At 73.2% G+C, this 21427-nt stretch carries 23 protein-coding genes; 8 read left to right on the plus strand and 15 right to left on the minus strand.

Annotation, left to right across the window (positions count from 1 at the left end):
- Genes CCO04_RS16850 through CCO04_RS16860 form a run of 3 tightly spaced genes read right to left on the minus strand, consistent with a single transcriptional unit; the run spans nucleotide 1 to nucleotide 2230 of the window.
- On the minus strand, nucleotides 1-855 hold the full coding sequence (locus CCO04_RS16850; RefSeq protein WP_215815280.1) for a biotin-dependent carboxyltransferase family protein: 855 nt from the start codon (nucleotides 853-855) through the stop codon (nucleotides 1-3).
- Entirely contained in the window at nucleotides 852-1481 is a 630-nt protein-coding gene (locus CCO04_RS16855) for an allophanate hydrolase subunit 1 (protein WP_215815281.1), read from the minus strand. Before CCO04_RS16855 ends, CCO04_RS16850 begins: the two co-directional genes overlap by 4 nt.
- On the minus strand, nucleotides 1478-2230 hold the full coding sequence (locus CCO04_RS16860; protein WP_257750413.1) for a LamB/YcsF family protein: 753 nt from the start codon (nucleotides 2228-2230) through the stop codon (nucleotides 1478-1480). The genes CCO04_RS16855 and CCO04_RS16860 overlap by 4 nt, the downstream gene beginning before the upstream one ends.
- A gap of 198 nt (nucleotides 2231-2428) precedes the next feature.
- Between CCO04_RS16860 and ccrA the strand changes: the two genes are divergently transcribed.
- The 3 genes from ccrA (at nucleotide 2429) to CCO04_RS16875 (ending at nucleotide 6382) form a co-directional block, all read left to right on the plus strand.
- Nucleotides 2429-3769 carry a crotonyl-CoA carboxylase/reductase gene (gene ccrA, locus CCO04_RS16865; protein ID WP_215815283.1) on the plus strand — a complete coding sequence of 447 codons (1341 nt, stop codon included), beginning with the start codon at nucleotides 2429-2431 and terminating at the stop codon, nucleotides 3767-3769.
- A 193-nt stretch (nucleotides 3770-3962) separates the two neighbouring features.
- A complete protein-coding gene (locus CCO04_RS16870; protein WP_215815284.1) occupies nucleotides 3963-5234 on the plus strand; it encodes a hypothetical protein in 1272 nt (423 codons plus the stop codon).
- Entirely contained in the window at nucleotides 5231-6382 is a 1152-nt protein-coding gene (locus CCO04_RS16875) for an AI-2E family transporter (RefSeq protein ID WP_215815285.1), read from the plus strand. Before CCO04_RS16870 ends, CCO04_RS16875 begins: the two co-directional genes overlap by 4 nt.
- A 1-nt stretch (nucleotide 6383) precedes the next feature.
- On the opposite strand, the gene CCO04_RS16880 is transcribed toward CCO04_RS16875, so the two are convergent.
- Both CCO04_RS16880 and CCO04_RS16885 read right to left on the minus strand, forming a co-directional pair.
- Nucleotides 6384-7229: a hypothetical protein gene (locus CCO04_RS16880; protein ID WP_215815286.1), complete on the minus strand. Its 846-nt coding sequence runs from the start codon at nucleotides 7227-7229 to the stop codon at nucleotides 6384-6386.
- A complete protein-coding gene (locus CCO04_RS16885) occupies nucleotides 7168-8229 on the minus strand; it encodes a DMT family transporter (RefSeq protein WP_252373355.1) in 1062 nt (353 codons plus the stop codon). The genes CCO04_RS16880 and CCO04_RS16885 overlap by 62 nt, the downstream gene beginning before the upstream one ends.
- 39 nt (nucleotides 8230-8268) lie before the next feature.
- On the opposite strand from CCO04_RS16885, the gene CCO04_RS29850 reads away from it, so the two are divergent.
- Both CCO04_RS29850 and CCO04_RS16895 read left to right on the plus strand, forming a co-directional pair.
- Nucleotides 8269-8808, plus strand: a complete 540-nt coding sequence (locus CCO04_RS29850) for a CGNR zinc finger domain-containing protein (RefSeq protein WP_215815287.1) — start codon at nucleotides 8269-8271, stop codon at nucleotides 8806-8808.
- A gap of 65 nt (nucleotides 8809-8873) precedes the next feature.
- Nucleotides 8874-10037, plus strand: coding sequence for an endonuclease (locus tag CCO04_RS16895; protein ID WP_252373356.1), 1164 nt, complete (start codon nucleotides 8874-8876; stop codon nucleotides 10035-10037).
- Nucleotides 10038-10046: 9 nt separating this feature from the next.
- Here CCO04_RS16895 and CCO04_RS16900 read toward each other — a convergent pair whose 3' ends face one another.
- From CCO04_RS16900 to CCO04_RS16910, 3 genes are all read right to left on the minus strand, one after another.
- Entirely contained in the window at nucleotides 10047-10832 is a 786-nt protein-coding gene (locus tag CCO04_RS16900; RefSeq protein ID WP_215815288.1) for an alpha/beta fold hydrolase, read from the minus strand.
- Between the two features lie 12 nt (nucleotides 10833-10844).
- A complete protein-coding gene (locus CCO04_RS16905; RefSeq protein WP_215815289.1) occupies nucleotides 10845-12014 on the minus strand; it encodes a 3-hydroxyacyl-CoA dehydrogenase NAD-binding domain-containing protein in 1170 nt (389 codons plus the stop codon).
- 95 nt (nucleotides 12015-12109) lie between these two features.
- Entirely contained in the window at nucleotides 12110-12400 is a 291-nt protein-coding gene (locus CCO04_RS16910) for a DUF167 domain-containing protein (protein ID WP_215815290.1), read from the minus strand.
- Between the two features lie 25 nt (nucleotides 12401-12425).
- Between CCO04_RS16910 and nucS the strand changes: the two genes are divergently transcribed.
- The gene (gene nucS, locus CCO04_RS16915) at nucleotides 12426-13124 is read left to right on the plus strand and encodes an endonuclease NucS (protein WP_215815291.1); all 699 of its coding nucleotides are present in this window, start codon (nucleotides 12426-12428) and stop codon (nucleotides 13122-13124) included.
- On the opposite strand, the gene CCO04_RS16920 is transcribed toward nucS, so the two are convergent.
- Nucleotides 13121-13474, minus strand: coding sequence for a pentapeptide repeat-containing protein (locus tag CCO04_RS16920; protein ID WP_215815292.1), 354 nt, complete (start codon nucleotides 13472-13474; stop codon nucleotides 13121-13123). The genes nucS and CCO04_RS16920 overlap by 4 nt on opposite strands.
- Before the next feature lie 173 nt (nucleotides 13475-13647).
- On the opposite strand from CCO04_RS16920, the gene CCO04_RS16925 reads away from it, so the two are divergent.
- A complete protein-coding gene (locus CCO04_RS16925) occupies nucleotides 13648-14274 on the plus strand; it encodes a DUF952 domain-containing protein (RefSeq protein WP_215815293.1) in 627 nt (208 codons plus the stop codon).
- Here CCO04_RS16925 and CCO04_RS16930 read toward each other — a convergent pair.
- From CCO04_RS16930 to CCO04_RS16950, 5 genes are all read right to left on the minus strand, one after another.
- On the minus strand, nucleotides 14265-14792 hold the full coding sequence (locus CCO04_RS16930) for a ferritin (protein ID WP_215815294.1): 528 nt from the start codon (nucleotides 14790-14792) through the stop codon (nucleotides 14265-14267). The two genes, CCO04_RS16925 and CCO04_RS16930, sit on opposite strands and share 10 nt — an antisense overlap.
- 9 nt (nucleotides 14793-14801) lie before the next feature.
- On the minus strand, nucleotides 14802-15821 hold the full coding sequence (locus CCO04_RS16935) for an Ig-like domain repeat protein (RefSeq protein ID WP_215815295.1): 1020 nt from the start codon (nucleotides 15819-15821) through the stop codon (nucleotides 14802-14804).
- 104 nt (nucleotides 15822-15925) lie between these two features.
- Complete coding sequence (locus CCO04_RS16940; protein ID WP_215815296.1) at nucleotides 15926-16588, minus strand: response regulator transcription factor; 663 nt, start codon at nucleotides 16586-16588, stop codon at nucleotides 15926-15928.
- Nucleotides 16585-18597: an ATP-binding protein gene (locus CCO04_RS16945; protein ID WP_215815297.1), complete on the minus strand. Its 2013-nt coding sequence runs from the start codon at nucleotides 18595-18597 to the stop codon at nucleotides 16585-16587. The genes CCO04_RS16940 and CCO04_RS16945 overlap by 4 nt, the downstream gene beginning before the upstream one ends.
- A 66-nt stretch (nucleotides 18598-18663) precedes the next feature.
- Nucleotides 18664-18870: a hypothetical protein gene (locus CCO04_RS16950; RefSeq protein ID WP_215815676.1), complete on the minus strand. Its 207-nt coding sequence runs from the start codon at nucleotides 18868-18870 to the stop codon at nucleotides 18664-18666.
- A 112-nt stretch (nucleotides 18871-18982) separates the two neighbouring features.
- Here CCO04_RS16950 and CCO04_RS29855 point away from each other — a divergent pair, with 112 nt between their 5' ends.
- On the plus strand, nucleotides 18983-19342 hold the full coding sequence (locus CCO04_RS29855; protein ID WP_308281295.1) for an ArsC/Spx/MgsR family protein: 360 nt from the start codon (nucleotides 18983-18985) through the stop codon (nucleotides 19340-19342).
- 21 nt (nucleotides 19343-19363) lie between these two features.
- Here CCO04_RS29855 and CCO04_RS16960 read toward each other — a convergent pair whose 3' ends face one another.
- Nucleotides 19364-21397: a protein meaA gene (locus CCO04_RS16960; RefSeq protein WP_215815298.1), complete on the minus strand. Its 2034-nt coding sequence runs from the start codon at nucleotides 21395-21397 to the stop codon at nucleotides 19364-19366.
- Nucleotides 21398-21427 lie beyond the last annotated feature (30 nt).

A 21427-nucleotide genomic window follows, 5' to 3' on the forward strand; every position in this document is an offset into this window, starting at 1 on the left:
TCAGGCCCAGCCGAAGCGCACGGGGTCACCGGGGCGCAGCTGGGCCAGCCGGTCGGTGTCGGCGTCGACGACCACACCGACCACGGGGTAGCCGCCGGTGACCGGGTGGTCCGGTCCGAAGACGACCGGTCCCCCGCCCGGCGGCACCTGGACCGCCCCGCGCAGCGCACCCTCGCTCGGCAGCTCGCCGCGCTCGGCGACCGGGGTCAGCGGCGCGCCGTCCAGGCGCAGGCCCACCCGGTCGCTCGCCGCGCCCACCTGCCACGTCTGGCCGACCAGGCGCTCGACGTCGGCGACCCAGTCCGCGCGGGGGCCGCGGAGCAGGCGCACCGCCACCGCCCCGCCGTACGACGCCGGGGGCACCGCGTCGACGAGCAGCTCCCCCGTGCCGTCCACCCCCAGCGCCAGGCGGTCGCCGGCGGCGACGGGCGCGGGCCCGATCCCGGCCAGGGTGTCGCGCGAGCGCGACCCGAGCACCGGCGCGACGGCGATCCCGCCGCGGACCGCGAGGTAGGAGCGCAGGCCGCTGACCGGCATCCCCATCCACAGCCGCTCGCCAGGACGCAGCGCGAGCACCGCGCCGGTCGGCTCGGCCCGCCCGGCCACCGTCAGCGGGACCGGCGCGCCGGTCACGCACACCCAGGTCGCGGCCGTGGCCTCGACCTCGAGCCCGCCGAGCACCACCTCCAGCGCGGCCGCGCCGGGAGCGTTGCCGACCAGCCGGTTCCCCAGCCCGTACGACGCCCGGTCGGCCGCCCCGCTCGCCCCCACGCCGATCGCGGCGTGTCCCGGCCGCCCGGCGTCCTGGACCAGGCAGGGTCCGCCGACCGCGTGCACGAGCAGCGCGCCGCTCACCGGTGCTCCTCCGCCTCGACCGCGACGAAGCGGACCGTGGCCCCCGCGGCGAGCAGCGCCGGCGGGTCCCGGTCGAGGTCCCACAGCACGAGGCCGGTGCGGCCGAGGAGCTGCCAGCCGCCCGGCGAGGCGCGCGGGTAGACACCGCTGAACTCCCCCGCCAGCCCCACCGCGCCCGCCGGCACCCGGGTCCGCGGCTCGGGCCGGCGCGGCACCCGCAGCCGCGGGTCGCCGCCGACGAGATAGGCGAAGCCCGGCGCGAAGCCGCCGAAGGCGACCCGCCACGGCGTCCCGGTGTGCGCGGCGACCACCGCGGCCTCGTCCAGGCCGGTCAGCCGGGCGACGGCGGCGAGGTCCGGGCCGTCGTACACGACGGGGACGGTGAGCTCGGGCCCCTCGGCGACGGCCGCCGGAGCCGAGGCGGCCGCGGGGACCAGCGCGCGCAGCCGGTCGACGCCGACCCCCGGGCGGGCGACCAGGAGCACCGTGCGGGCGCCGGGCACCACGTCGAGCAGGAGCCCGGCCGCGGCCGGGTCGGCGCGCAGCGCATCGGCGCAGGCGACGACCTCGGCTGTCCCGGGCAGCTCGACCAGGAGCCCGCGGTCGCCGTAGGGCACCAGGTTCATGCGAAGGCGCCGACCGGGATCCCGGCCTCGACCAGCCCCGCGCGGACCGCTGCGGCCAGCTCGGGCGCACCCGGCGAGTCGCCGTGGACGCAGAGCGAGCGCACGCTGCCCGACCGGGCGAGCTCGACGGCCTGTCCCGCCACCGCGACCGGGTCGGTGAGCAGCGCGTGCGGCTCGGTGCGCGGCACCAGGCCGCCACCGGGCAGGTAGGCCCGGTCGGCGAAGCCCTCGCCCACCGCCTCGAGCCCGGCCGCCTCGACGGCTTCCAGGAAGGCCGAGCCGGCCAGCCCCAGGACCGGGAGCCCGCCGAAGGCGCGGACCGCCTCGACGACCGCCTCCGCCTGCGCCGGGTGCCGGCTGACCGCGTGGTAGAGCGCGCCGTGCGGCTTGAGGTAGGCGACCCGGCCGCCCGCCGCGCGGGCGATCGCGTCGAGCGCGCCCAGCTGGTAGAGCACGTCGGCGGTGAGCTCAGCGGCCGGTACGTCGACGTACCGGCGGCCGAAGCCGGCCAGGTCGCGGTAGCCGACCTGGGCCCCGATCGTGACCCCGGCCGAGACCGCCATCGCGCAGGTGTGGCGCAGCGTGAGCGGGTCGCCGGCGTGGAAGCCGCACGCCACGTTGGCGCTGGTCAGGTGCGGCACGAGGGCGCCGTCGTCGCCGAGCTGCCAGCGGCCGAACGACTCGCCGACATCGGCGTTGAGGTCGACGACCCCCTCCTTCGTGGACAGGCCACCCGAATGCAACGTCACGGCTCTATGGTGGCCCATCGGAGCGCCGCCGAGCCCAGGACGGCGCGAGCCGCCGACGCCCGCCCGCCGGGCGGGACGCGATGAGATGAGTGTCACGAACTCACCACGCAGAGGTTACCGACGGGTATCTTCGCGGCGGCCCGTACTTGCCAGCCAGCCCCACCGGTCCCGCACCGCATTCCAAGGGAGACGACGCCCGTGCAGCACATCCTCGACGCCATCCTCGCCGAAGGGACCTCCTCGGAGGACTTCGCCAACCTCGAGCTCCCGGAGTCCTACCGGGCCGTGACGGTCCACAAGGACGAGGTCGACATGTTCGAGGGCATCGACTCTCGCGACAAGGACCCCCGCAAGTCCCTCCACGTCGACCAGGTCCCGCTGCCCGAGCTCGGCCCCGGCGAGGCGTTCGTCGCGGTCATGGCCTCCGCGATCAACTACAACACCGTGTGGACCTCGATCTTCGAGCCGGTCTCCACCTTCGGCTTCCTCGAGCGCTACGGCCGCGAGTCCGACCTCGGCGCCCGGCACAACCTCGACTACCACATCGTCGGCTCCGACCTGTCCGGCGTCGTCCTCGCCGTCGGCGCGGGCGTGACCAAGTGGAAGCCGGGCGACCGCGTCGTGGCCCACTGCCTGAGTGTCGAGCTCGAGGCGCCCGACGGCCACAACGACACGATGATGGACCCCTCGCAGCGCATCTGGGGCTTCGAGACCAACTTCGGCGGCCTCGCCGACGTGGCGATGGTCAAGGCCAACCAGCTCATGCCCAAGCCCGAGCACCTCACCTGGGAGGAGGCCGCCTCCCCCGGCCTGGTCAACTGCACGGCGTACCGCCAGCTGGTCTCGTCCAACGGCGGCAACATGAAGCAGGGCGACAACGTCCTCATCTGGGGCGCCTCCGGCGGCCTCGGCGGCTTCGCCACGCAGTACGCCCTCAACGGCGGCGCGAACCCGATCTGCGTGGTCTCCAACGAGGAGAAGGCCCAGATCGTGCGCAACATGGGCGCCGAGATGGTCATCAACCGCTCCGAGCTCGCCCCGAAGTTCTGGAACGAGGAGGGCACCCAGCAGAACCCCAAGGAGTGGCAGCGCTTCGGCAAGGCCATCCGCGAGCTCACCGGCGGCGAGGACATCGACATCGTCTTCGAGCACCCGGGCCGCGAGACCTTCGGCGCCTCGGTCTACGTCACCCGCAAGGGCGGCACCATCACCACCTGCGCGTCGACCTCGGGCTACATGCACGAGTACGACAACCGCTACCTGTGGATGAACCTCAAGAAGATCATCTCCAGCCACTTCGCCAACTACCGCGAGTCGTGGGAGGCCAACCGCCTCATCGCGCAGGGCAAGATCCACCCGACCCTGTCGCGCACCTACACGCTCGAGCAGACCGGCCAGGCCGCGCTCGACGTGCACCACAACAAGCACCAGGGCAAGGTCGGCGTCCTGTGCCTCTCGCCCGAGGAGGGCCTCGGCGTGCGCAAGGCCGAGCTCCGCGAGCAGCACCTCGACAAGATCAACCTGTTCCGCGGGATCTGATCCCCGCGGTACGACGAGCGGGCCGAGCGCACCACGCGCTCGGCCCGCTCGGCTTTTCGCGCCCAGGGGTGCGCCGCCGTCCCGCCCGGCGAGGCGGGGTGGGAAACCCTTCCCCTATCGGGGATCATGGGTGCGGTCCCACCCCAGTCCACCCCCCGAAACACCGACGCGAGAGCCAGGGAGGCTCAGTTCCATGAGCGACGAGGGTCTGTCCATCTTCGACGACGAGCCCACCCCGACCGAGGAGCCCAAGAACGTGACGACGAAGGCCGACGACGAGCCGACGCAGGTGATCCCCGCCGTGAAGACCGCCGAGACCCCGGTCGCGCGCCCCCAGGCGCAGGCCCCGGCCCAGCCCGGTCGCCCCGCGCCCGCCGCCCGGCCCCAGGCGCAGGCACCCGCCCAGCCGCCGGCGTCCGGTGCTCCGGGCGGCGGTGCCCGCCCGGTCGGCTTCACCGCGCCCGGCGGTGCGGCCGGCGGTCTGCCGATCGTGCGCAAGGGCGGCTACGACCGCGACGCGGTCGACACCCAGATCCGCCAGCTCGCCAGCGAGAAGGCGACCCTCGGCGCGAGCCTGACCGAGTCCGAGCAGAAGGTCATCGACCTCGACCGCGAGGTCGCCCGGCTCAAGGCCGAGCTCGCCGAGATGGACAACCCGTCGTACGCCGGTCTCGGCGGGCGCGCCAGCGCGATGCTGCGCCTGGCCGAGGAGGAGGCCTCCGAGATCCGGGTGACGGCCGAGAACGACGCCGTCGAGGTCCGCGACCAGGCCGCCCGCGACGCCAAGGCGATCCGCGCCGACGCCGCCCGCGAGGCCGACGACATGCGCGCCGTCCAGCTGCGCGAGCTCGAGGAGAACCGCACCCGTCTGCTCGCCGACGCCGAGCAGGAGCGGGCGCTGGCCAAGAGCGAGGCCGAGGACACCCTCGCCGCCGCGCGCCGCGAGTCCGACCAGCTCCGGCTGGCCTCGCAGCAGGAGGCCTCCGAGCAGCGCAGCCAGGCCCAGCGCGAGGTCGAGCAGGCCCGCGCGGCCGTCGACCGCGAGGTCCAGGAGGCCCGCCGCGCGCTGGCGATGGAGAAGGAGCGGCTGGCCCGCGAGGCCACCGACCACCACAACACCGCCGTCGCCGAGACCCGCCGCCTGGTCGAGGAGGCCGAGCAGCGCGCCAACGCCGCCGAGGCCCGCGCGGCCGAGGCCAGCAAGCAGGCCACCGCCAACCGCAGCGCCGCGCAGGCCGAGGCCGAGGGTCTGCTGACCCGCGCCCGCCGCGAGGCCGAGCAGATCATCGTCTCGGCCCGTACCCAGGCCGAGGCCGTGTCGGCCAGCGGCGACGCCGAGCTCGAGCGCGAGATCGCGACCCGCAAGGCCGAGCTCGACCGCCTCACCAAGCGCCGGGCGGCCATCACCGCCCAGCTGTCCTCGCTCGCCGACCTGGTCGCCGGCTTCGGCGAGGACGACAGTTGAGCACACCCGCATCCCCGTCCGCGGCCGACGCCGCGGACGGGGTGCAGGAGCACGGCGGCATCGACCCGGCCGCACCGGTCGACGGTGACCTCGCGCCCTACGGCACGCCCGGACGGCCCTTCGACCGGCGCTCGCCGTTCTTCTACGGCTTCGTCGGCGGCCTCGGCGCGCTGACGGCGTTCCTGCTCTTCAAGTCCCTGACCGCCATCAGCTCGGTGCTGATGCTGGTCGTGGTGGCGTTCTTCCTCGCCGCGGGCCTCAACCCCGCCGTCGAGGCCCTGGAGCGCCGCGGCCTGCGGCGCTCCTTCGCGGTCACCGTCGTCCTGGTCATCGCCTTCGTCGCGCTCGGCCTGTTCCTGGTCGCGATCGTCCCGGTGATCACCGACCAGGTCACCGCGATCACCAAGAACGCGCCGGCCTGGCTCGACGAGCTGCAGCGCAACAAGCAGATCCAGGACCTCAACCGCGAGTACGACGTCATCGACAAGGCCAAGGCCTTCATCGAGGACGGCGACTTCCTCTCCAGCCTCTTCGGCGGCGTCCTCGGTGTGGGCCTCAAGGTCATCTCGGCGCTGTTCAACCTGTTCGTGATCATCGTCCTGACGCTCTACTTCCTGGCCTCGCTCAAGACGACGACCGGCGCGATCTACAAGCTCGCCCCGGCCTCGCGCCGCGAGCGGGTCTCCAAGCTCGGCGACAAGGTGATCGCCAACATCGGCGGCTACGTCTCCGGCGCCTTCCTCGTCGCGCTCTGCGCCGGCATGTCCTCGCTGGTGTTCCTCTGGTTCACCGACATCCGCGAGTACGCCGTCGCCCTGGCCTTCGTCGTGGCCCTGCTCGACGTCATCCCGATGATCGGCGCCACCATCGGCGCGGTGATCGTCTCGGCGATCGCCTTCGCGACCGACATCAAGACCGGCATCGCCTGCGTGATCTTCTACGTCGTCTACCAGCAGGTCGAGAACTACGTCATCTACCCGCGGGTGATGAGCAAGTCCGTCGACCTGCCGGGCGCGGTCATCGTCATCGCCGCACTCGTCGGCGCCGGCCTGCTCGGCGTCGTCGGCGCGCTGCTCGCGATCCCGGTCGCGGCGGCGGTGCTGCTGATCCTGCGCGAGGTCGTGGTCAAGCAGCAGGACCTGCGCTAGCTCACCCCTGCAGGCCGATCAGCGTGCTGAGCGTGGCGTGGGCGACAGGAGTCGCCCACGCCCCGCGCGCTCGTACCGTGAGCCGGTGGACGTCCGCGTCGCCGGCGTCGCCGACGTCCACCGTGGCGCAGGCAAGGTCGACGCGCACCGTGCGCCGGGCGTCGCGCAGCTCCACGACCTCCCCCGGCTCGGCCCGGCAGCGCCGGCCGGCCGGGACCTCCGCGGCCGCCCGGGCCGCCGTCACCGTCTCCGCCATGACCGCCGGATCGACCTTCTCGGCGAAGCCGAGCACCAGCCCCCCGCCGTCGGTACGCCGGTAGCCGCACACCTCGGTCCACGCGGACGGCGCTCCCCCGGGCCGGCACAGCTCGGCCGGGCGGGCCGAGGCGAGGATCCGGCGCCGCAGGCCGGCGTCGGCACTGCCCACGGTAAGGGTGGTCCCGTGCGTCGCGATCGTCTCCTGGACCAGCCCGCCCTCGTACCGCACGACGCCGGGGCGCACCGCCGCGCCGAGCCACACGAACGGCGTGGTCGAGGTCAGCTCGCGCGAGCCCGGGATCCACGGGTAGAAGGCACAGACGTCGGAGAGCAGCACCGGACGCCCCACCCAGCCGGTCGCGCCGTCGTCGGCGCCCATCACCGCGGGCGGGCAGACCCCGCGCTCTCCGCCGCCGAGGCGCATCGGCGCACCGCCGTAGGTCCAGTCGGCCGGGACGTCGACGCTGAGCCCGGCCCACGTCTCCGTGCGCCAGCCGTCGGCCGGCGCCGTGGGGGCCGCCCCCGGCTCAGCCGGCCGCCGGGGCTCCTCGGCGCGGCACGCCGCTGTCGTCACGACCAGGAGCAGCATCGCCGGCAACCACCTCATGCTCCGACGACGGCGCCGGGAGCGGATCGGTTCCCACGGCGATGCTGACCGCGCTGACGCTGCGCTCGCCGAGCTTGACCCCGACCACACCGGCCACGATGAGCGCGCCACCGGCGAGCTGGACCAGACCGGGCAGCTGGTCGAGCAGCAGCCACGCCCACACGACGGCGAGCACGACCTCGCTCAGCGCCACGAACGACGCGAGCCGCGAGCCGAGGCGCCGGCTGGCCTCGATGCCGGTCGTGTAGGCGAGCGCGGCGGTGACCAGGCCGAGGACCACGATCGGCACCCAGGGGGCCGCCGAGATCCCGGCGTAGGTGACGTGGCTCGAACCGGCCGCCATCGGCATCAGCCCGACCAGTCCCAGCACGCCGAGCAGCACGCCGCCCACGACCAGGCCGCCGGTGGCGAGCGCGAGCGGCGGCAGGCCACTGCGGTCGTCGGCCGAGATCACGAAGTACGTCGCCGCGCCGACCATCGCCGCCAGGGCCCAGGCCGCGCCGCGCAGGTCGAAGTCCGCGCCGGAGAACAGGTCGAGCACGAGCAGCAGCCCGAGCGCCGCGACGACGGCGCCGAGGACGGTCAGCCGGCCCGGGCGCTGGCCGTGCGCGAGCCACATCCACACCACGACCGCCGCGGGGGCGGTGTACTCGATGAGCAGGGCCGGGCCGACCTCGAGGGTGCGGACCGCGGAGAAGTAGCAGTACTGCGCGCCGGCGACCGCCAGGCCGCCGTACAGCAGGACGGTGGGGGCCGAGCGCCGCAGGAGGTGCCAGCGTCCGTGCAGCGCGACGATGCCGAACGGCAGCACCGCGAGCGCGCCGATGACGATCCGGAGCAGCACCACGCTGCCGGCGGTCCAGCCGTCGTCGAGCAGCGGGCGCGCCAGCGCGCCGGACAGACCGAACGACGCGGCCGAGGCCAGGGCGAACCCGAAGCCCGCGCCGACACCCGCCCCACCGTCACGAGTCAACGTCCTCATGACCCATGACACTAAGCCCGGATGCGGTAACCTGTCAAAGTGGTTTTCGCCCATGACACCTCGCTCGCGCTCCAAGCCGCGGTCGCGCTCGTCAACTCCCGCCTCGAGCCGGTCTCGCTGACCACGCCCGACGAGCTGGAGGCCTTCTTCTCCGACCACGGCTACACCGGTCGCCACGACGGCGACGAGGCCGAGCTGGCCGCCGTCCACGCCGTCGTCCCACGGCTGCGCACGCTGCTGACCGCCGACCGCGACGACGCCGTCGACACCGTCAACGCCATGCTGCGCGAGGCGTCCGCGCTCCCCCAGCTGCGCCGCCACGACGGCTACGACTGGCACCTCCACGCCGTCGACCCCGAGCGCCCGCTGGCCGAGCGGATCACGGTCGAGACCGCGATGGCGATGATCGACGTGATCCGGGCCGACGAGATGTCGCGGCTCGCGATCTGCGCCGACGACGGCTGCGAGGGGATCGTCCTCGACCTGTCCCGCAACCGCTCCAAGCGCTTCTGCTCGGTCGCCTGCGGCAACCGCAACGCCGTCGCGGCCTACCGCGCCCGCCAGGCCAACGACGGGTGAGCACCGCGTGACGAGTCGCCCGCGGGGCTAGCGGAGCGACCCCGCCCCGGGTCAGGATCGCGGGCATGACACGCATGCTCGGGATGCGACGTCGCGCTCTGCACGCCGTCCTCCTCTCCCTCCTGGCCACCTCCCTGCTCCTCGTCGGTCCGCGCGCCGACCCCGCCGACGCCGCCGCGACACCGCTGACGGTCGCCCAGGCGATCGGCACCCAGAACGGCTCGACCGCCACCGTCCGCGGGTACGTCGTGGGCCAGCCCACCGCGACCTCGACCGTGGTCCGCAGCGGGTTCCCCAACGACTACGCGCTCGCGCTCGCCGACTCCCCCGGCACCACCGCGACCGGCTCGATGCTCTACGTGCAGGTCCCGGCGGCGTTCCGCGCGTCGTACGGGCTGAGGTCGAACCCGTCCCTGCTCGGCAAGCAGCTCGACGTGACCGGCACGCTCGGGGCGTACTTCTCGCGCCCGGGGCTCACCGGCGGCACCGTCTTCACGACGGTCACCGGCGGCGGCACCGACCCCGGTACGCCGAGCGACCCCGGCATCCCACCCGGCTACTACGACGCCGCCGCCGGCAAGACCGGCGCCGCCCTGGCCACCGCGCTGCACGGGATCATCGACGGCAACCGGACCCTGACCTACGCCCAGGTCTGGGACGCGCTCAAGGTCACCGACCAGGACCCGGCCAACAGCAGCAACGTGATCGAGTTCTACTCCGGTCGCTCGGTCCCGAAGTCCAGCAACGGCGGCAGCACCGGCAACTGGAACCGCGAGCACACCTGGCCCCAGAGCCACGGCAACTTCGGTACGTCGGCCGGCCCGGGCACCGACCTGCACCACCTGCGCCCCGAGGACGTCACCGTCAACTCCACCCGCGGCAACAAGGACTTCGACAACGGCGGCTCCCCCGTCGCCCAGTGCTCCGGCTGCTTCACCGACGCCGACTCGTTCGAGCCGCGCGACGCGGTCAAGGGCGACGTCGCCCGCGGACTGATGTACATGGCGGTGCGCTACGAGGGCGGCGACGGGTTCGCCGACCTCGAGCTCAACAACACCACCAACGGCACGACGCCGTACCTGGGCAAGATCTCGGTGCTGCTCGCGTGGAGCGCCGCGGACCCGGTCTCGAACGCCGAGCGGGCGCGCAACGACCTCGTCTACGACGACTACCAGGGCAACCGGAACCCGTTCATCGACCACCCGGAGTACGCCGAGCAGATCTGGTGACGGGCCGTCCTAGTCCCCCAGGAACCGCTTGAGGACCTCGAGGAAGAGCTCGGGACGCTCGGAGTGCAGCCAGTGCCCGGTGTCCTTGAGGGTCACCTTGCGGTTGCGGGGGAACCAGCGGTCCATCGCGGCGTCGTACTCCGGCCGGACGTAGTCGGAGCGCCCGCCCGCCAGCCAGAGCACCGGCCCGTCGTACGGCGGCACGGTGGCGAGGCGGTGGGCGGGCCAGGCGCTGATGACCGGGAGGTCCCGGTCGAGGACGTCGAGGTTGACCTGCCAGCTCCATCCGGCCGGCGCGGCGGCGTCGCGACGCAGGTTCTGGAGCAGGAACGAGCGCACCGTCGGGTCCGGCACGGCGGGCGCGAGCAGCCGCTCGGCGTCCGCCCGCTGCACCACCTGGGTCAGGTCGAGGTCGCGCATCGCGGAGATGTAGCCCGGGAACTCCCGGCTCGCCTCGTAGTCGACCGGCGAGATGTCCGCGACCACCAGCCGCGCGACCCGCTCGGGGTGCAGCAGCGCCAGCACCATGGCGACCTTGCCGCCGAGCGAGTGCCCGACGAGCGTCACCGGCTCGTCGTCGGGCAGCGTCGCGACGACCTGCTCGGCGACCTCGGCGAAGTCGAAGCGCGCCGGCCACGGCGAGCGGCCGTGGTGGGGCAGGTCGATCAGCAGCACCCGGTGCCGCTCGGCGAGCTGCTTGGCGATGCCGGTCCAGTTCTTGCCCTGGCCGAAGAGACCGTGCAGAAAGACCACACGGCTCCCGGTCGTGCCGAGAGCCGTGTGGTGAAGCGTCACGCCGCCATTGTGTCAGGCGTAGTCGTGGAAGCCCTTCTTGGTCTTGCGGCCGAGCTCGCCCGCGTCGACCTTGGCGACCAGTGTCGCGGCCGGCGCGAAGCCCGGCTCGCCGAACTCGCCGTGCAGCTCCTTCTGGATGGCCAGCGAGACGTCGTTGCCGACCACGTCGAGCAGCTCGAACGGGCCCATCGGGAAGGCGGCGGTCTCCTTGATGGCGGCGTCGATGGTCGCCATCTCCTCGCCCGACTCGAGCAGCTTGACCGCGTCGTTGAGGTAGGGGAACAGCAGCAGGTTGACGATGAAGCCCGCGCGGTCACCGGCAGAGACGCCGACCTTGGCCACGTTGGCGGTCAGCGCGCGCACGGTCTCGTCGACGTCGGCGGAGGTGTCGGCGGTGGTGATGATCTCGACGAGCTTCATGACCGGGGCCGGGTTGAAGAAGTGCATGCCGATGACGTCCTGCGGGCGGCTCGTCGCCTCGCCCAGCTTGGTGATCGGCAGGGACGACGTCGTGGTCGCCAGGATCGCGCCGGGCTTGGCGATCCGGTCGAGGTCGCGGAACAGCTCGAGCTTGATCTCGAGGTCCTCGGCGATCGCCTCGACGACGATGTCGACGCCGCCGAGCGCCTCACGCTCGGTCGAGCCGGTCAGCCGGCCCAGCAGCGCGTCCTTGTCGCCCTCGGTGCTCTTGCCCTTGGCGATGGCGCGGTCGAGGTTCTTGGTGATGTAGCCCAGGACGCCGTCGAGCTTGTCCTGGCTGCGGCCGACGTAGATCACGTCGTAGCCGGCCTGGGCGAAGACCTGGACGATGCCCGAGGCCATCGTGCCGGTGCCCACGACACCCACGGTCTTGATCTCGTGCTTGAACTCCGGCGCCGCGCCGCCACCGGCCGCCGCGGCCTCGTCGGCGAACGTGCGGTTCTCGGCGACGAGCTTGTCGAGCAGGCCCGCCGGCTCGTGCAGGTGGTCGCCGGTCTCGGCGTACCGGGCGGCCAGCAGGTCGCGGACCTGGGCGGCGCCGATCTCGTCGACGACCGTCAGCGGACCCTTGGGGTAGCCGCAGCCGAAGCGCATGGCGGCGTCGATGTCGGCCACGGAGGCGTACCCCGACTCGTAGGTGCGCACCGCATGGTTGAGGTACGGCAGCACCAGCGTGTTGAAGATCTGCTCGCTCGAAGTCATGGGCCGGATTCTGACACTCACCGAGGGCCGTGACTACCCGTCGGTAACCAAGGATCCGCGATCGAGACGGACATCACAGAGACCCAGTCCCGCGGTCACGGTACGGCGATCCGCACCACCTTCGAGCGCGACCGCTGCCCGCGCACCAACGTCACCGCCGAGCGCGGTACGCCGATCTCCTTGGCCAGCCACCGCACCAGCTCGTCGTTGGCCCGCCCGTCCACCGGCGGCGACGCCAACCGCACCTTGAGCTCGTCTCCCCCGGGCCCGGCCGGCCCCACCGCACCGGTGCGGGAGGCGCCCGGCTGGACGCGGACCGCGAGCAGCCAGGTCGTCGTACTGCCGGGCTCGGGGCGCCACCAGGGACGGTCCGGCTCGATCTCCACGGGCCTGAGGGTATGTTGCTGGCTCGTGAGACTCGTCGTGGCGCGTTGCCAGGTGGACTATGCAGGCCGATTGACCGCACACCTCCCCATGGCCACCCGGGTGCTGATGATCAAGGCCGACGGCTCGGTCCTCGTCCACTCCGACGGCGGCTCGTACAAGCCCCTCAACTGGATGTCGCCGCCCTGCACCGTCCGCGAGGGCAGCACCGACGAGGGCCAGGTCGAGTGGACCGTCACCGCCAAGGCCGCCAAGGGCGCCACCCCCGACACCCTGCGGATCCTCATCGAGGAGATCCACCACGACTCCCAGCACGACCTCGGCATCGACCCGGGCCTGCAGAAGGACGGCGTCGAGAAGCACCTCCAGGAGCTCCTCGCCGAGCACCCCGCCACCCTCGCCCCCGGCCTGACGCTGGTACGCCGCGAGTTCCCCACCGCCATCGGCCCGGTCGACCTGATGTGCCGCGACGACGCGGGCCTCAGCGTCGCGGTCGAGATCAAGCGGCGCGGCGAGATCGACGGCGTCGAGCAGCTCACCCGCTACCTCGAGCTCCTCAACCGCGACCCGCTGCTCACCACCAAGGGCGCCGTACGCGGGGTGTTCGCGGCCCAGGAGATCAAGCCGCAGGCGCGCGTGCTGGCCGAGGACCGCGGGATCGCGTGCGCGGTCGTGGACTACGACGCGCTGCGCGGGATCGACAACGCCGAGGACCGGCTGTTCTAGCCGACCACGTGGTCGCCGGTCGACTCGTAGCCGATCACCCGCTCGAACGACGCGCCCGTGAGGTCGGCTCCCTCGAACCTGGCACCGGTGAGGTCCGTGCGCCCGTTGTCGGAGCCTGTGTTGACGTACGTGAAGCGAACGCCCGCCAAGTCGGCGTCACGGAGGTCAGCACCGCTCAGGTCGCACCCGGCCAACCACGCCCCCGCGAGGTTCGCGCCGCGAAGGTCGGCCCCTCTGAAGGTGCACATCTTGAAGGACGCCCGAAGGGTCGCGAGCCGCAGGTCCGCCCGGCTGAAGTCCACGCGGTCGTAGATCCCTGCCGCGACGACGGACGTCAGCTCTGCGTCCACGAACGACTGCCTGCTCACCCGCGGATACGGGAGCGCCGCCCAGCGAGCTCGGGCCGAGTTGGTCACTCGTCGATCATGGCAGAGGTCGTCGGCCGCCGAGGACCGGCTGATCTGGGCCCACCCCGCGCGTAGGTCCGTCAGTCGACGGCGCCGCGGTGCGAGGATGGGCGGCGATGGCCACGATCTTCCACCTCGCCCTCGCCTCGGAGTGGGCCGCGGCGCAGCAGTCCGGGGCGTACACGACCTCGACGCTGGGCCGCACGCTCGCCGAGGAGGGGTTCATCCACGCCAGCCGTGCGGACCAGTGGACGGGGGTGCGCGACCGGTTCTACGCCGGCGTGACCGAGCCGTTGGTGCTGCTGCACATCGACACCGACCTGCTCGACGTACCGGTGGTCGAGGAGGCGCCCGCGCCGGGCGTGAGCGAGACCTTCCCGCACATCTACGGGCGGCTCCCGGTGACGGCGGTGGTCAAGGCCCTCCCCATCCCCGGTACGACGCCCACCCCGCCCGCACCAGCGCCCACACCGGCCGCCGCACCAGCCGCGGCCCGGCCCGCGCCGCAGCAGCAGGAGCGCCAGGAGAGCTTCTCCCGCGTCTACTTCCGCGAGATGTTCTTCAACGTCGCCATCGCCAGCCTCGCCATCGCCGCGAGCGCGCTCGGCCTCGTGCTGGGCCTCGCGATCGGGGGCGACCAGGCGCCCGGGATCGGGGGGCTGGTCGGGCTGGCGGCCGGGATCGCGACGGCGGTGGTGCTGTACCGCCGCCGTCACGCCCGGCCGGAGCGACCTCAGGCCTGACCGGCGACCGGGGGCGCGGTGGGGTCGGTGTCGGCGCCGCCCTGCTCGCGGGCGACCCAGTCCTCGATGGCGTTGATGTCGTCCTTGCTGCGGGTGACCACGGCGAGCAGGTCGTTCATCGTGGCGACCTCCTCGACCTGCTCCTTGATGAACCACTGCATGAACTGCTCGGAGGCGAAGTCGTTCTCCTCGCGGGCGGTGCGCAACAGGGCGTTGATCTGCTCGGTGACGTTCTTCTCCTGGGCCAGCGCGAGCTGGACCGGGGCGACGATGTCCTCGAACGAGGAGACCGGGGCGTCGACGCCCGGGATCTCGACCGGAGCGTCGGTGTCGAGCAGGTACTGGACCATCATCAAGGCGTGCTGGCGCTCCTCGAGGGCCTGGCCGTAGAAGAACCCGGCCAGCTGCGGCATCGTCAGCCCGTCGTAGTACACCGCGCAGGCGAGGTACTGGTTGTGGGCGGCGAACTCGTTGCCGATCTGAGCGTTGAGGAGGTCGGTGAAGCGCGGGGCAGCCATGGCGCCAGCCTAGGGGATCCGCACCCGTACGACGGCCAGCCGGAGCCCCGCGACGCCGTGATCGCCGGCATAGGTGAGGGCGTAGCGCTGCTTGCCGTGCGGCTGCTTGCGCAGCACGATCTCGGCGGCGCCGTTGCGCAGCGTCCAGGTGCCGCGCACCGTCGTGCCGCCGCGGCGGACCGTCACCACCCCCGTCGGTACGACGCCCGGCGCGGTGAGCGCGACCCGCAGGCGCACGGTGCGCTTGCGGACGGTCGCGCCGACCCGGCCGGTCGCGACGGCCTTGACGACGGGCGCGGTCGCGGTCGATGCGGTGGTGACGTCGTCCCAGCCAGTCCGCGCCCCCGTCTCCCGTACGACGACCCGGTGCCCGGCGTCCGCCGCCGTCAGCCGGTAGGTCGTCCCCGTCGCCCCCGCGATCGGTACGCCGTCGCGCAGCCACTGCCGGGACAGGCCGGTCGCGGCGGGCGCGTAGGTGCCGGGCGTCGCGGTGAGGGTCGCGCCGACGCGGGCCGTCCCGGCGATGCGGGGCGCACCGGACACGGTGAGCGCGCCGGTGACGGGTCCGGTGGCGGCGCTCTCCTGGGTGCGGACGAACGTCCCGCGCTCGTCGAAGGTCGCGTGCTCGGGGCCCGCTTCGAGGTAGCGGCTCAGCGCGCCCTTCCAGCCGTAGGCCAGCGAGAGCCCAGCCGCCGACGCGACGAGGCCGGCGTGGACGATCGAGGCGCCGGCCGAGCCCGAAAAGCGGTGCTCGACGTTGCGCCGCCACAGCCCGGCCAGCACGATCAGCGCCGCGACGGCGAGGTAGCCGCACACGAGCGCGAGATGGAAGGGGCCGGTGGACAGCCGATCGACCAGCTCGGGCGTGACCGCCTCGGTGCTGCCGACGTCCGGGCGCTCGTCGATGAGGGCACTGGCGACGAAGCCGAGGGCGCCGGCGGCGGTGGCCCACATCGGCCACCACCCGCGCCGGGTGGGTCGTTCGGTGGGCAGGGTGCTCGCCCCGTGCTCCTGGGGACGTGTCGTCATGGTGTCGTCCTTCTGCTGCGCGGCGTACGCCGCCCGGTCGCGCTCGCGACCGGCGGCACCGACGCTTCCGGTCCCGGCAGGGGCCCGGACAGGGACGACGGTCCTCAGCTCACGGGATCCGGCGAGCCCATGCCCGCCTCCCGCGCCCGGACGATGAGCGCGCTGCGGTCGGAGGCGTGCAGCTTGGCGAGGATGCCCGAGACGTAGTTGCGGATCGTCTTGTTGCTCAGCACCAGCCGGCGCGCGATGGTCGCGTTGTCGTAGCCGCGCGCGACCAGGTCGAGCACCTCGCTCTCCCGGTCGGTCAGCTCGGGGAACGGCGAGGAGACCGAGCGGGCCTGGGTCCCGCTGACCAGCGCGATCGCGCGGCTCGCGACATCGGCGCCGAAGAGCACCTCGCCGCGCGCGACGGCGCGGACCGCGCGCTCGACGTCCTCGTGGTCGGCGCCCTTGAGGACGTAGCCGCGAGCCCCGGCCCGGATCGAGGCGAACAGCGAGTCGTCGTCGCCGAGCATGGTGACGACGAGGACCGCGACCCCCGGCTGGTCGGCGGTGATCGCGCGCGTCGCCTCGACGCCCGAGCCGGCGCCGAGGTCGAGGTCCATCACGACGACGTCCGGGCGCTCGCGGGCGACCACGGCGACCGCCTCGTCCTCCGTGCTCGCCCGGCCCACGACCGTCAGCCCGTCCAGGGACTCCAGCGCCGCCGCCAGGCCCAGCTGGAAGATCGGGTGGTCGTCGACGATGACGATGCGGATGTCGGTCACGGGATCCTCACCTCGATGGTCGTGCCGGGGCCGTCCCCGGCGAGGGCGAGCGCGCCGCCCAGCTCCTCGGCCCGCTCGCGCATCGACGCGATCCCGACCCCGGGCCGCGCGGCCGGGTCGAGCCCGGCGCCGTCGTCGCTGACCCGGACGACGGTGGGACCGGTGCCGCGCACCTCGACCAGGCACCGGGTGGCGTCCGCGTGCCGGCGCACGTTGAGCAGCGCCTCGGAGACGATGAGGTAGACCGCGACCTGGGTCCGCGGCGCGAGCCGGTCGACGTCGCGCAGGTCGGTGTCGATGGCGAGGCCGTGCCCGCCGATGCGCTCGACGAGCGTCCCGACGGCCCCGACGAGGTCGCCGTCGTCGAGCGCGGGCGGCAGCAGCGCGCGGGCCATGGTCCGCATGTCCTCGGTACGACGGACCAGCTCGGTGCGCAGCCGTCCGATGAGCTCGGAGCGGGCGGCCCGCTGGTCGTCGCCCATCTGCTCGACCGCGGTGAGCCCCAGGCCGACCCCGGCCAGGCTCGGCCCCAGGCTGTCGTGCAGCTCGCGGCGCAGCAGGCGGCGCTCCTCGTGGCGGACCTCGACCAGGCGCGAGCGGGCCCGGTCGAGCGCCGCGTTGACCTGGGCCACCTCGAGCGTGATCGCGACCAGGCCGGTCAGCCCCTCGGCCAGGCGCCGGGTGCGCTCGTCGAGCCGGGTCCCCGGGCGCGGGCCGATCCGGAGCTCGCCGCGGCGCCGGTCCCCGACCTGGAGCGGCAGCACCAGCAGCCCCTCACGCGCCTCGTCCGGCGCAGCGCCGACCCGCGCGTCGGGTCCGTCGGGTCCGGCCGGCGCCGGGTCCGAGACGATGGCGACGTGCCCGAGGCGCAGGCTCGACGCCAGCGCCTCGGCGAGCGCCTGGAGGCTCTCGCCCGGCGTGCGCGGCACGGCGCCGTCCTCGGCGAAGGTGCGCAGCACGGCGGCCGGGTCGGGCGCCTGGCCGTAGACGAGCCGGTCGACCTCGCGCTGCACCCCGCGTCGTACGGGCTGGACGGCGAGGGCGAGCAGGCCCACGGAGAGATAGCCGCCGAAGCGGTCGTCGGAGGGCATCAGCCGGCCCCACAGCCACACCACGGCGCTGTAGGCGACCACGACCAGCGCGGTCAGCATCGCCCACACGGTCGCCCGCGAGACCGCGACATCCAGGCCCCACATCCGCCCACGCAGGACGACGGTCAGCGCGGCGACCGGGATCATCAGCTGGGAGCCGAGGAAGAGGAACAGCGCCGCCTCCAGCACGTCGGTGAACCCGACGGCGTCGACCGGCGTGAGCCGCAGCCCAACGAAGGCGATCGCCAGCAGGCCCAGACCGACCGCGACCCAGGCCGAGGCAGTCCGCTCGGCACGGTCCCCCGCGAGCGCGCGGCGGACCAGCGAGGCCAGGGCGGCCGCGGCGAGCACCACCGTGACGACCAGCAGCGCGCGTCCGACGCCGGTCAGCACGCGGTCGGTCGCGGCCCCCACCGCCCACGGGTGCGGCGGAGCGTCGGGCTGCTGGTGCAGGAGCCGGATAAGTGTGGTCCCCACGGCGACGACCCCACCCACGACGACCGGCAGCAGCGGCGGGTGCCCGGCCCGCAGCGCCCACGGCAGCACCAGCGCGGCGGCGTACGCCCCCGGCACCCAGACCCAGTACGGCGCGTGCGCGAGCACCGCGTGCACCCCCGGCGAGCCGACACCCGCGACCGCGAGCTGGCCGGTCACCAGGGCCAGGGTGAAGCCGAGCGCGACGAGCGCGAAGATCCAGCCGACGACGTGCTGGCGCCGGCTGAGCACGAGCGCCGCGACGACACCGTTGACGAGCGCCACCACGCCTTCGAGCACGTAGACGAGGTCGTCGATCGCGAACGGCTCACCGCGCCCGACCGGGCGCAGCACGAGGCCGACGAGCGAGCCCAGGATCGCCGCCCACGACAGCAGCAGACCGGCGGTGGCCACCGGACCCCACAGGCGCCGGCGCGGTCTCATGCGCCGAGTATGGAGCAGCGGGCGCCCGCCCGGACAGGGACGCGAGTCCCGGGTGACCGGGTCGGCTCAGGCGGCCTTCTGCAGGCTCTTCTTGGTGACCTTCTTGCCGTCGGCGCGGACCAGCACGCGCTTCTTGACGGTGTAGCCCTCGGGGAGGGTGCCCTCCTTGAGCATGCGGATGGGGCAGCGACCGCAGCGCGACTTCGACACGCAGCACTTCGTCTTGGGGAGCTTGCGCACCTTCCCCTTCGACTTCTTCTTGTCCTTGCCCACGAGCAGCAGGGTAGGCGACTGAGGGTAGGCAGACCTAATCAACGTGACGTGGGTCACCAGGGACGCGCGTCACGCCCGGCAGCCCTCGTACGGGCGGCGCTAGGGTGCGGGCGTGATCGAGATCTGGCTCAACCCCGCCTGCTCCAAGTGCCGCACCGCCGAGAGCGAGCTCAAGGCGGCCGGCGCCGACTACACCGTGCGCCGCTACCTCGACGAGCCGCCGACGGTCGCCGAGCTCGAGGACGTGCTGGGCCGGCTCGGGCTCGAGCCGTGGGACATCGCGCGCACTGCCGACGCCCGCAAGCTGGGCGTCACCCTCCCCGCCAAGGACAGCGCCGAGCGCGGGGCGTGGCTGGCGCTGATGGCGGAGCACCCGAAGCTCATCCAGCGCCCGATCCTCACCGCCTCCGACGGTACGACGGTCGTCGGCCGCGACCCCGCGTCGTTGGCGCAGGTGATCGCGGCCGACTGAGCGTCGTACGGCGGGCCGGGCTCAGTCCAGGTCGTTGGCCTTGCGGATGACCTCGACGATGCCGCCCATGATCTCGGTGAGCCCGAAGTCCTTGGGCGTGTAGACCGCGGCGACACCGAGGTCGAGGAGGGCCTTGCCGTCGGAGTCGGGGATGATCCCGCCGACGATGACGGGGACCTCGCCCATGCCGGCGGCCTTGAGGCCGTCGAGGACGGCGGGCACGAGCTCCATGTGCGAGCCGGACAGGATCGAGAGGCCCACGCAGTGGACGTCCTCGGCCACGGCGGCCGCGACGATCTGCTCCGGGGTGAGCCGGATGCCCTGGTAGATGACCTCGAAGCCCGCGTCGCGCGCCCGGACGGCGACCTGCTCGGCGCCGTTGGAGTGCCCGTCGAGGCCCGGCTTGCCGACGAGCAGGCGCAGCCGGCCGCCGAGCTCCTCGCCGGTGGTGCGCACGGCCTCGCGGACAGCGGTCAGCTCGGCGCCCGCGGCGGCCACGCCGACGGCACCGGCCACGCCCGTGGGCGCCCGGAACTCGCCGAAGACCTCGCGCAGCACGCCGGCCCACTCCCCCGTGGTGGCGCCCGCGCGGGCCGCGGCGAGCGTGGCCTGCATCAGGTTCTCACCGGACTTGGCGACCTCGGCGACGTGGGCGAGCGCCTCGGCGACCGCGGTCTCGTCGCGCTGGGCCTTCCAGGCCGCGACGGAGGCCCGGGCGGCCTCGTCGGCCTTGGGGTCCGCGGTCATGATCGCGTCGTCGAGGTTGGCGGTCAGCGGGCTGGGCTCGGTGGTCTCGAACTTGTTGACGCCGACGATGATCTCCTCGCCGTCCTCGATCCGGGCCCGGCGCCGGGCGTGGGAGGAGACCAGCTCGGACTTCATGTAGTCGACCGCGCCCATCGCGCCGCCCATGGCCTGGACCCGGTCCATCTCGGCGCGCGCGCCGGCCTTGAGCTCGGCGACCTTGGCCTCGATGACGTGCGAGCCGTCGAAGATGTCCTCGTACTCGAGCAGGTCCGACTCGAACGCCAGCACCTGCTGCAGGCGCAGCGACCACTGCTGGTCCCACGGACGGGGCAGGCCGAGCGCCTCGTTCCAGGCCGGCAGCTGGACGGCGCGCGCCCGCGCCTTCTTGGACAGCGTCACGCCGAGCATCTCCAGCACGATCCGCTGGACGTTGTTCTCGGGCTGCGCCTCGGTCAGGCCGAGGCTGTTGACCTGGACGCCGTAGCGGAAGCGGCGCATCTTGGCGTCCTGGACGCCGTAGCGCTCCTGGGTGATCTCGTCCCAGAGCTCGGTGAAGGCGCGCATCTTGCACGTCTCCTCGATGAACCGCACGCCGGCGTTGACGAAGAACGAGATCCGGCCGACGACCTTCTCGAAGTCCTCGTCGCTGACCTGGCCCGAGTTCTTGACCTGGTCGAGGACGGCGATCGAGGTGCACAGCGCGTAGGCGAGCTCCTGGGTGGGCGTCGCCCCGGCCTCCTGCAGGTGGTAGCTGCAGATGTTGATCGGGTTCCACTTCGGGATGTAGTTGACCGTGTAGGCGATCATGTCGGCGATCAGCCGCAGGGACGCCTCCGGCGGGAACACGTAGGTCCCGCGCGAGAGGTACTCCTTGATGATGTCGTTCTGGGTGGTGCCCGCGAGGAGCTGGGCGACCTCGGCCGGCTCCATCTCGGGGTTCTGCTCCTCGGCGACCACCTGGTACATCGCGAGCATCCACATCGCGACGGCGTTGATCGTCATCGAGGTGTTCATCTCGATCACGGGGATCTGGTCGAAGAGCTTGCGCATCTCGCCCAGGTGCGGGATCGGTACGCCGACCTTGCCGACCTCGCCGCGCGCCATCGGGCTGTCCGGGTCGTAGCCGGTCTGGGTGACCAGGTCGAAGGCGACCGACAGACCGGTCTGGCCCTTGGCCAGGTTGGTCCGGTACAGCGCGTTGGACGCCTCCGCGGTCGAGTGGCCGGCGTAGGTCCGCATCACCCACGGGCGGTCCTTGGACTGGGTGGCCTTCTCGGTACCGCGGGCTGCCTCGGGCGTGGTGCTCATAGAGCGAAGACTAGGACGATTGCTACCGCT

Source organism: Pimelobacter sp. 30-1, assembly GCF_018831735.1.
Lineage (GTDB): Bacteria > Actinomycetota > Actinomycetes > Propionibacteriales > Nocardioidaceae > Nocardioides.

Excerpts from the sequence above, each read along its gene's own strand:
- CCO04_RS16855 (WP_215815281.1), bottom strand. The coding sequence starts at position 1,481 with ATGAACCTGGTGCCCTACGGCGACCGCGGGCTCCTGGTCGAGCTGCCC.
- CCO04_RS16870 (WP_215815284.1), top strand. The coding sequence starts at position 3,963 with ATGAGCGACGAGGGTCTGTCCATCTTCGACGACGAGCCCACCCCGACC.
- CCO04_RS16880 (WP_215815286.1), bottom strand. The coding sequence starts at position 7,229 with ATGCTGCTCCTGGTCGTGACGACAGCGGCGTGCCGCGCCGAGGAGCCC.
- CCO04_RS16885 (WP_252373355.1), bottom strand. The coding sequence starts at position 8,229 with ATGAGGACGTTGACTCGTGACGGTGGGGCGGGTGTCGGCGCGGGCTTC.
- CCO04_RS16895 (WP_252373356.1), top strand. The coding sequence starts at position 8,874 with ATGACACGCATGCTCGGGATGCGACGTCGCGCTCTGCACGCCGTCCTC.
- CCO04_RS16905 (WP_215815289.1), bottom strand. The coding sequence starts at position 12,014 with ATGACTTCGAGCGAGCAGATCTTCAACACGCTGGTGCTGCCGTACCTC.
- CCO04_RS16925 (WP_215815293.1), top strand. The coding sequence starts at position 13,648 with ATGGCCACGATCTTCCACCTCGCCCTCGCCTCGGAGTGGGCCGCGGCG.
- CCO04_RS16930 (WP_215815294.1), bottom strand. The coding sequence starts at position 14,792 with ATGGCTGCCCCGCGCTTCACCGACCTCCTCAACGCTCAGATCGGCAAC.
- CCO04_RS16935 (WP_215815295.1), bottom strand. The coding sequence starts at position 15,821 with ATGACGACACGTCCCCAGGAGCACGGGGCGAGCACCCTGCCCACCGAA.
- CCO04_RS16945 (WP_215815297.1), bottom strand. The coding sequence starts at position 18,597 with ATGAGACCGCGCCGGCGCCTGTGGGGTCCGGTGGCCACCGCCGGTCTG.
- CCO04_RS16960 (WP_215815298.1), bottom strand. The coding sequence starts at position 21,397 with ATGAGCACCACGCCCGAGGCAGCCCGCGGTACCGAGAAGGCCACCCAG.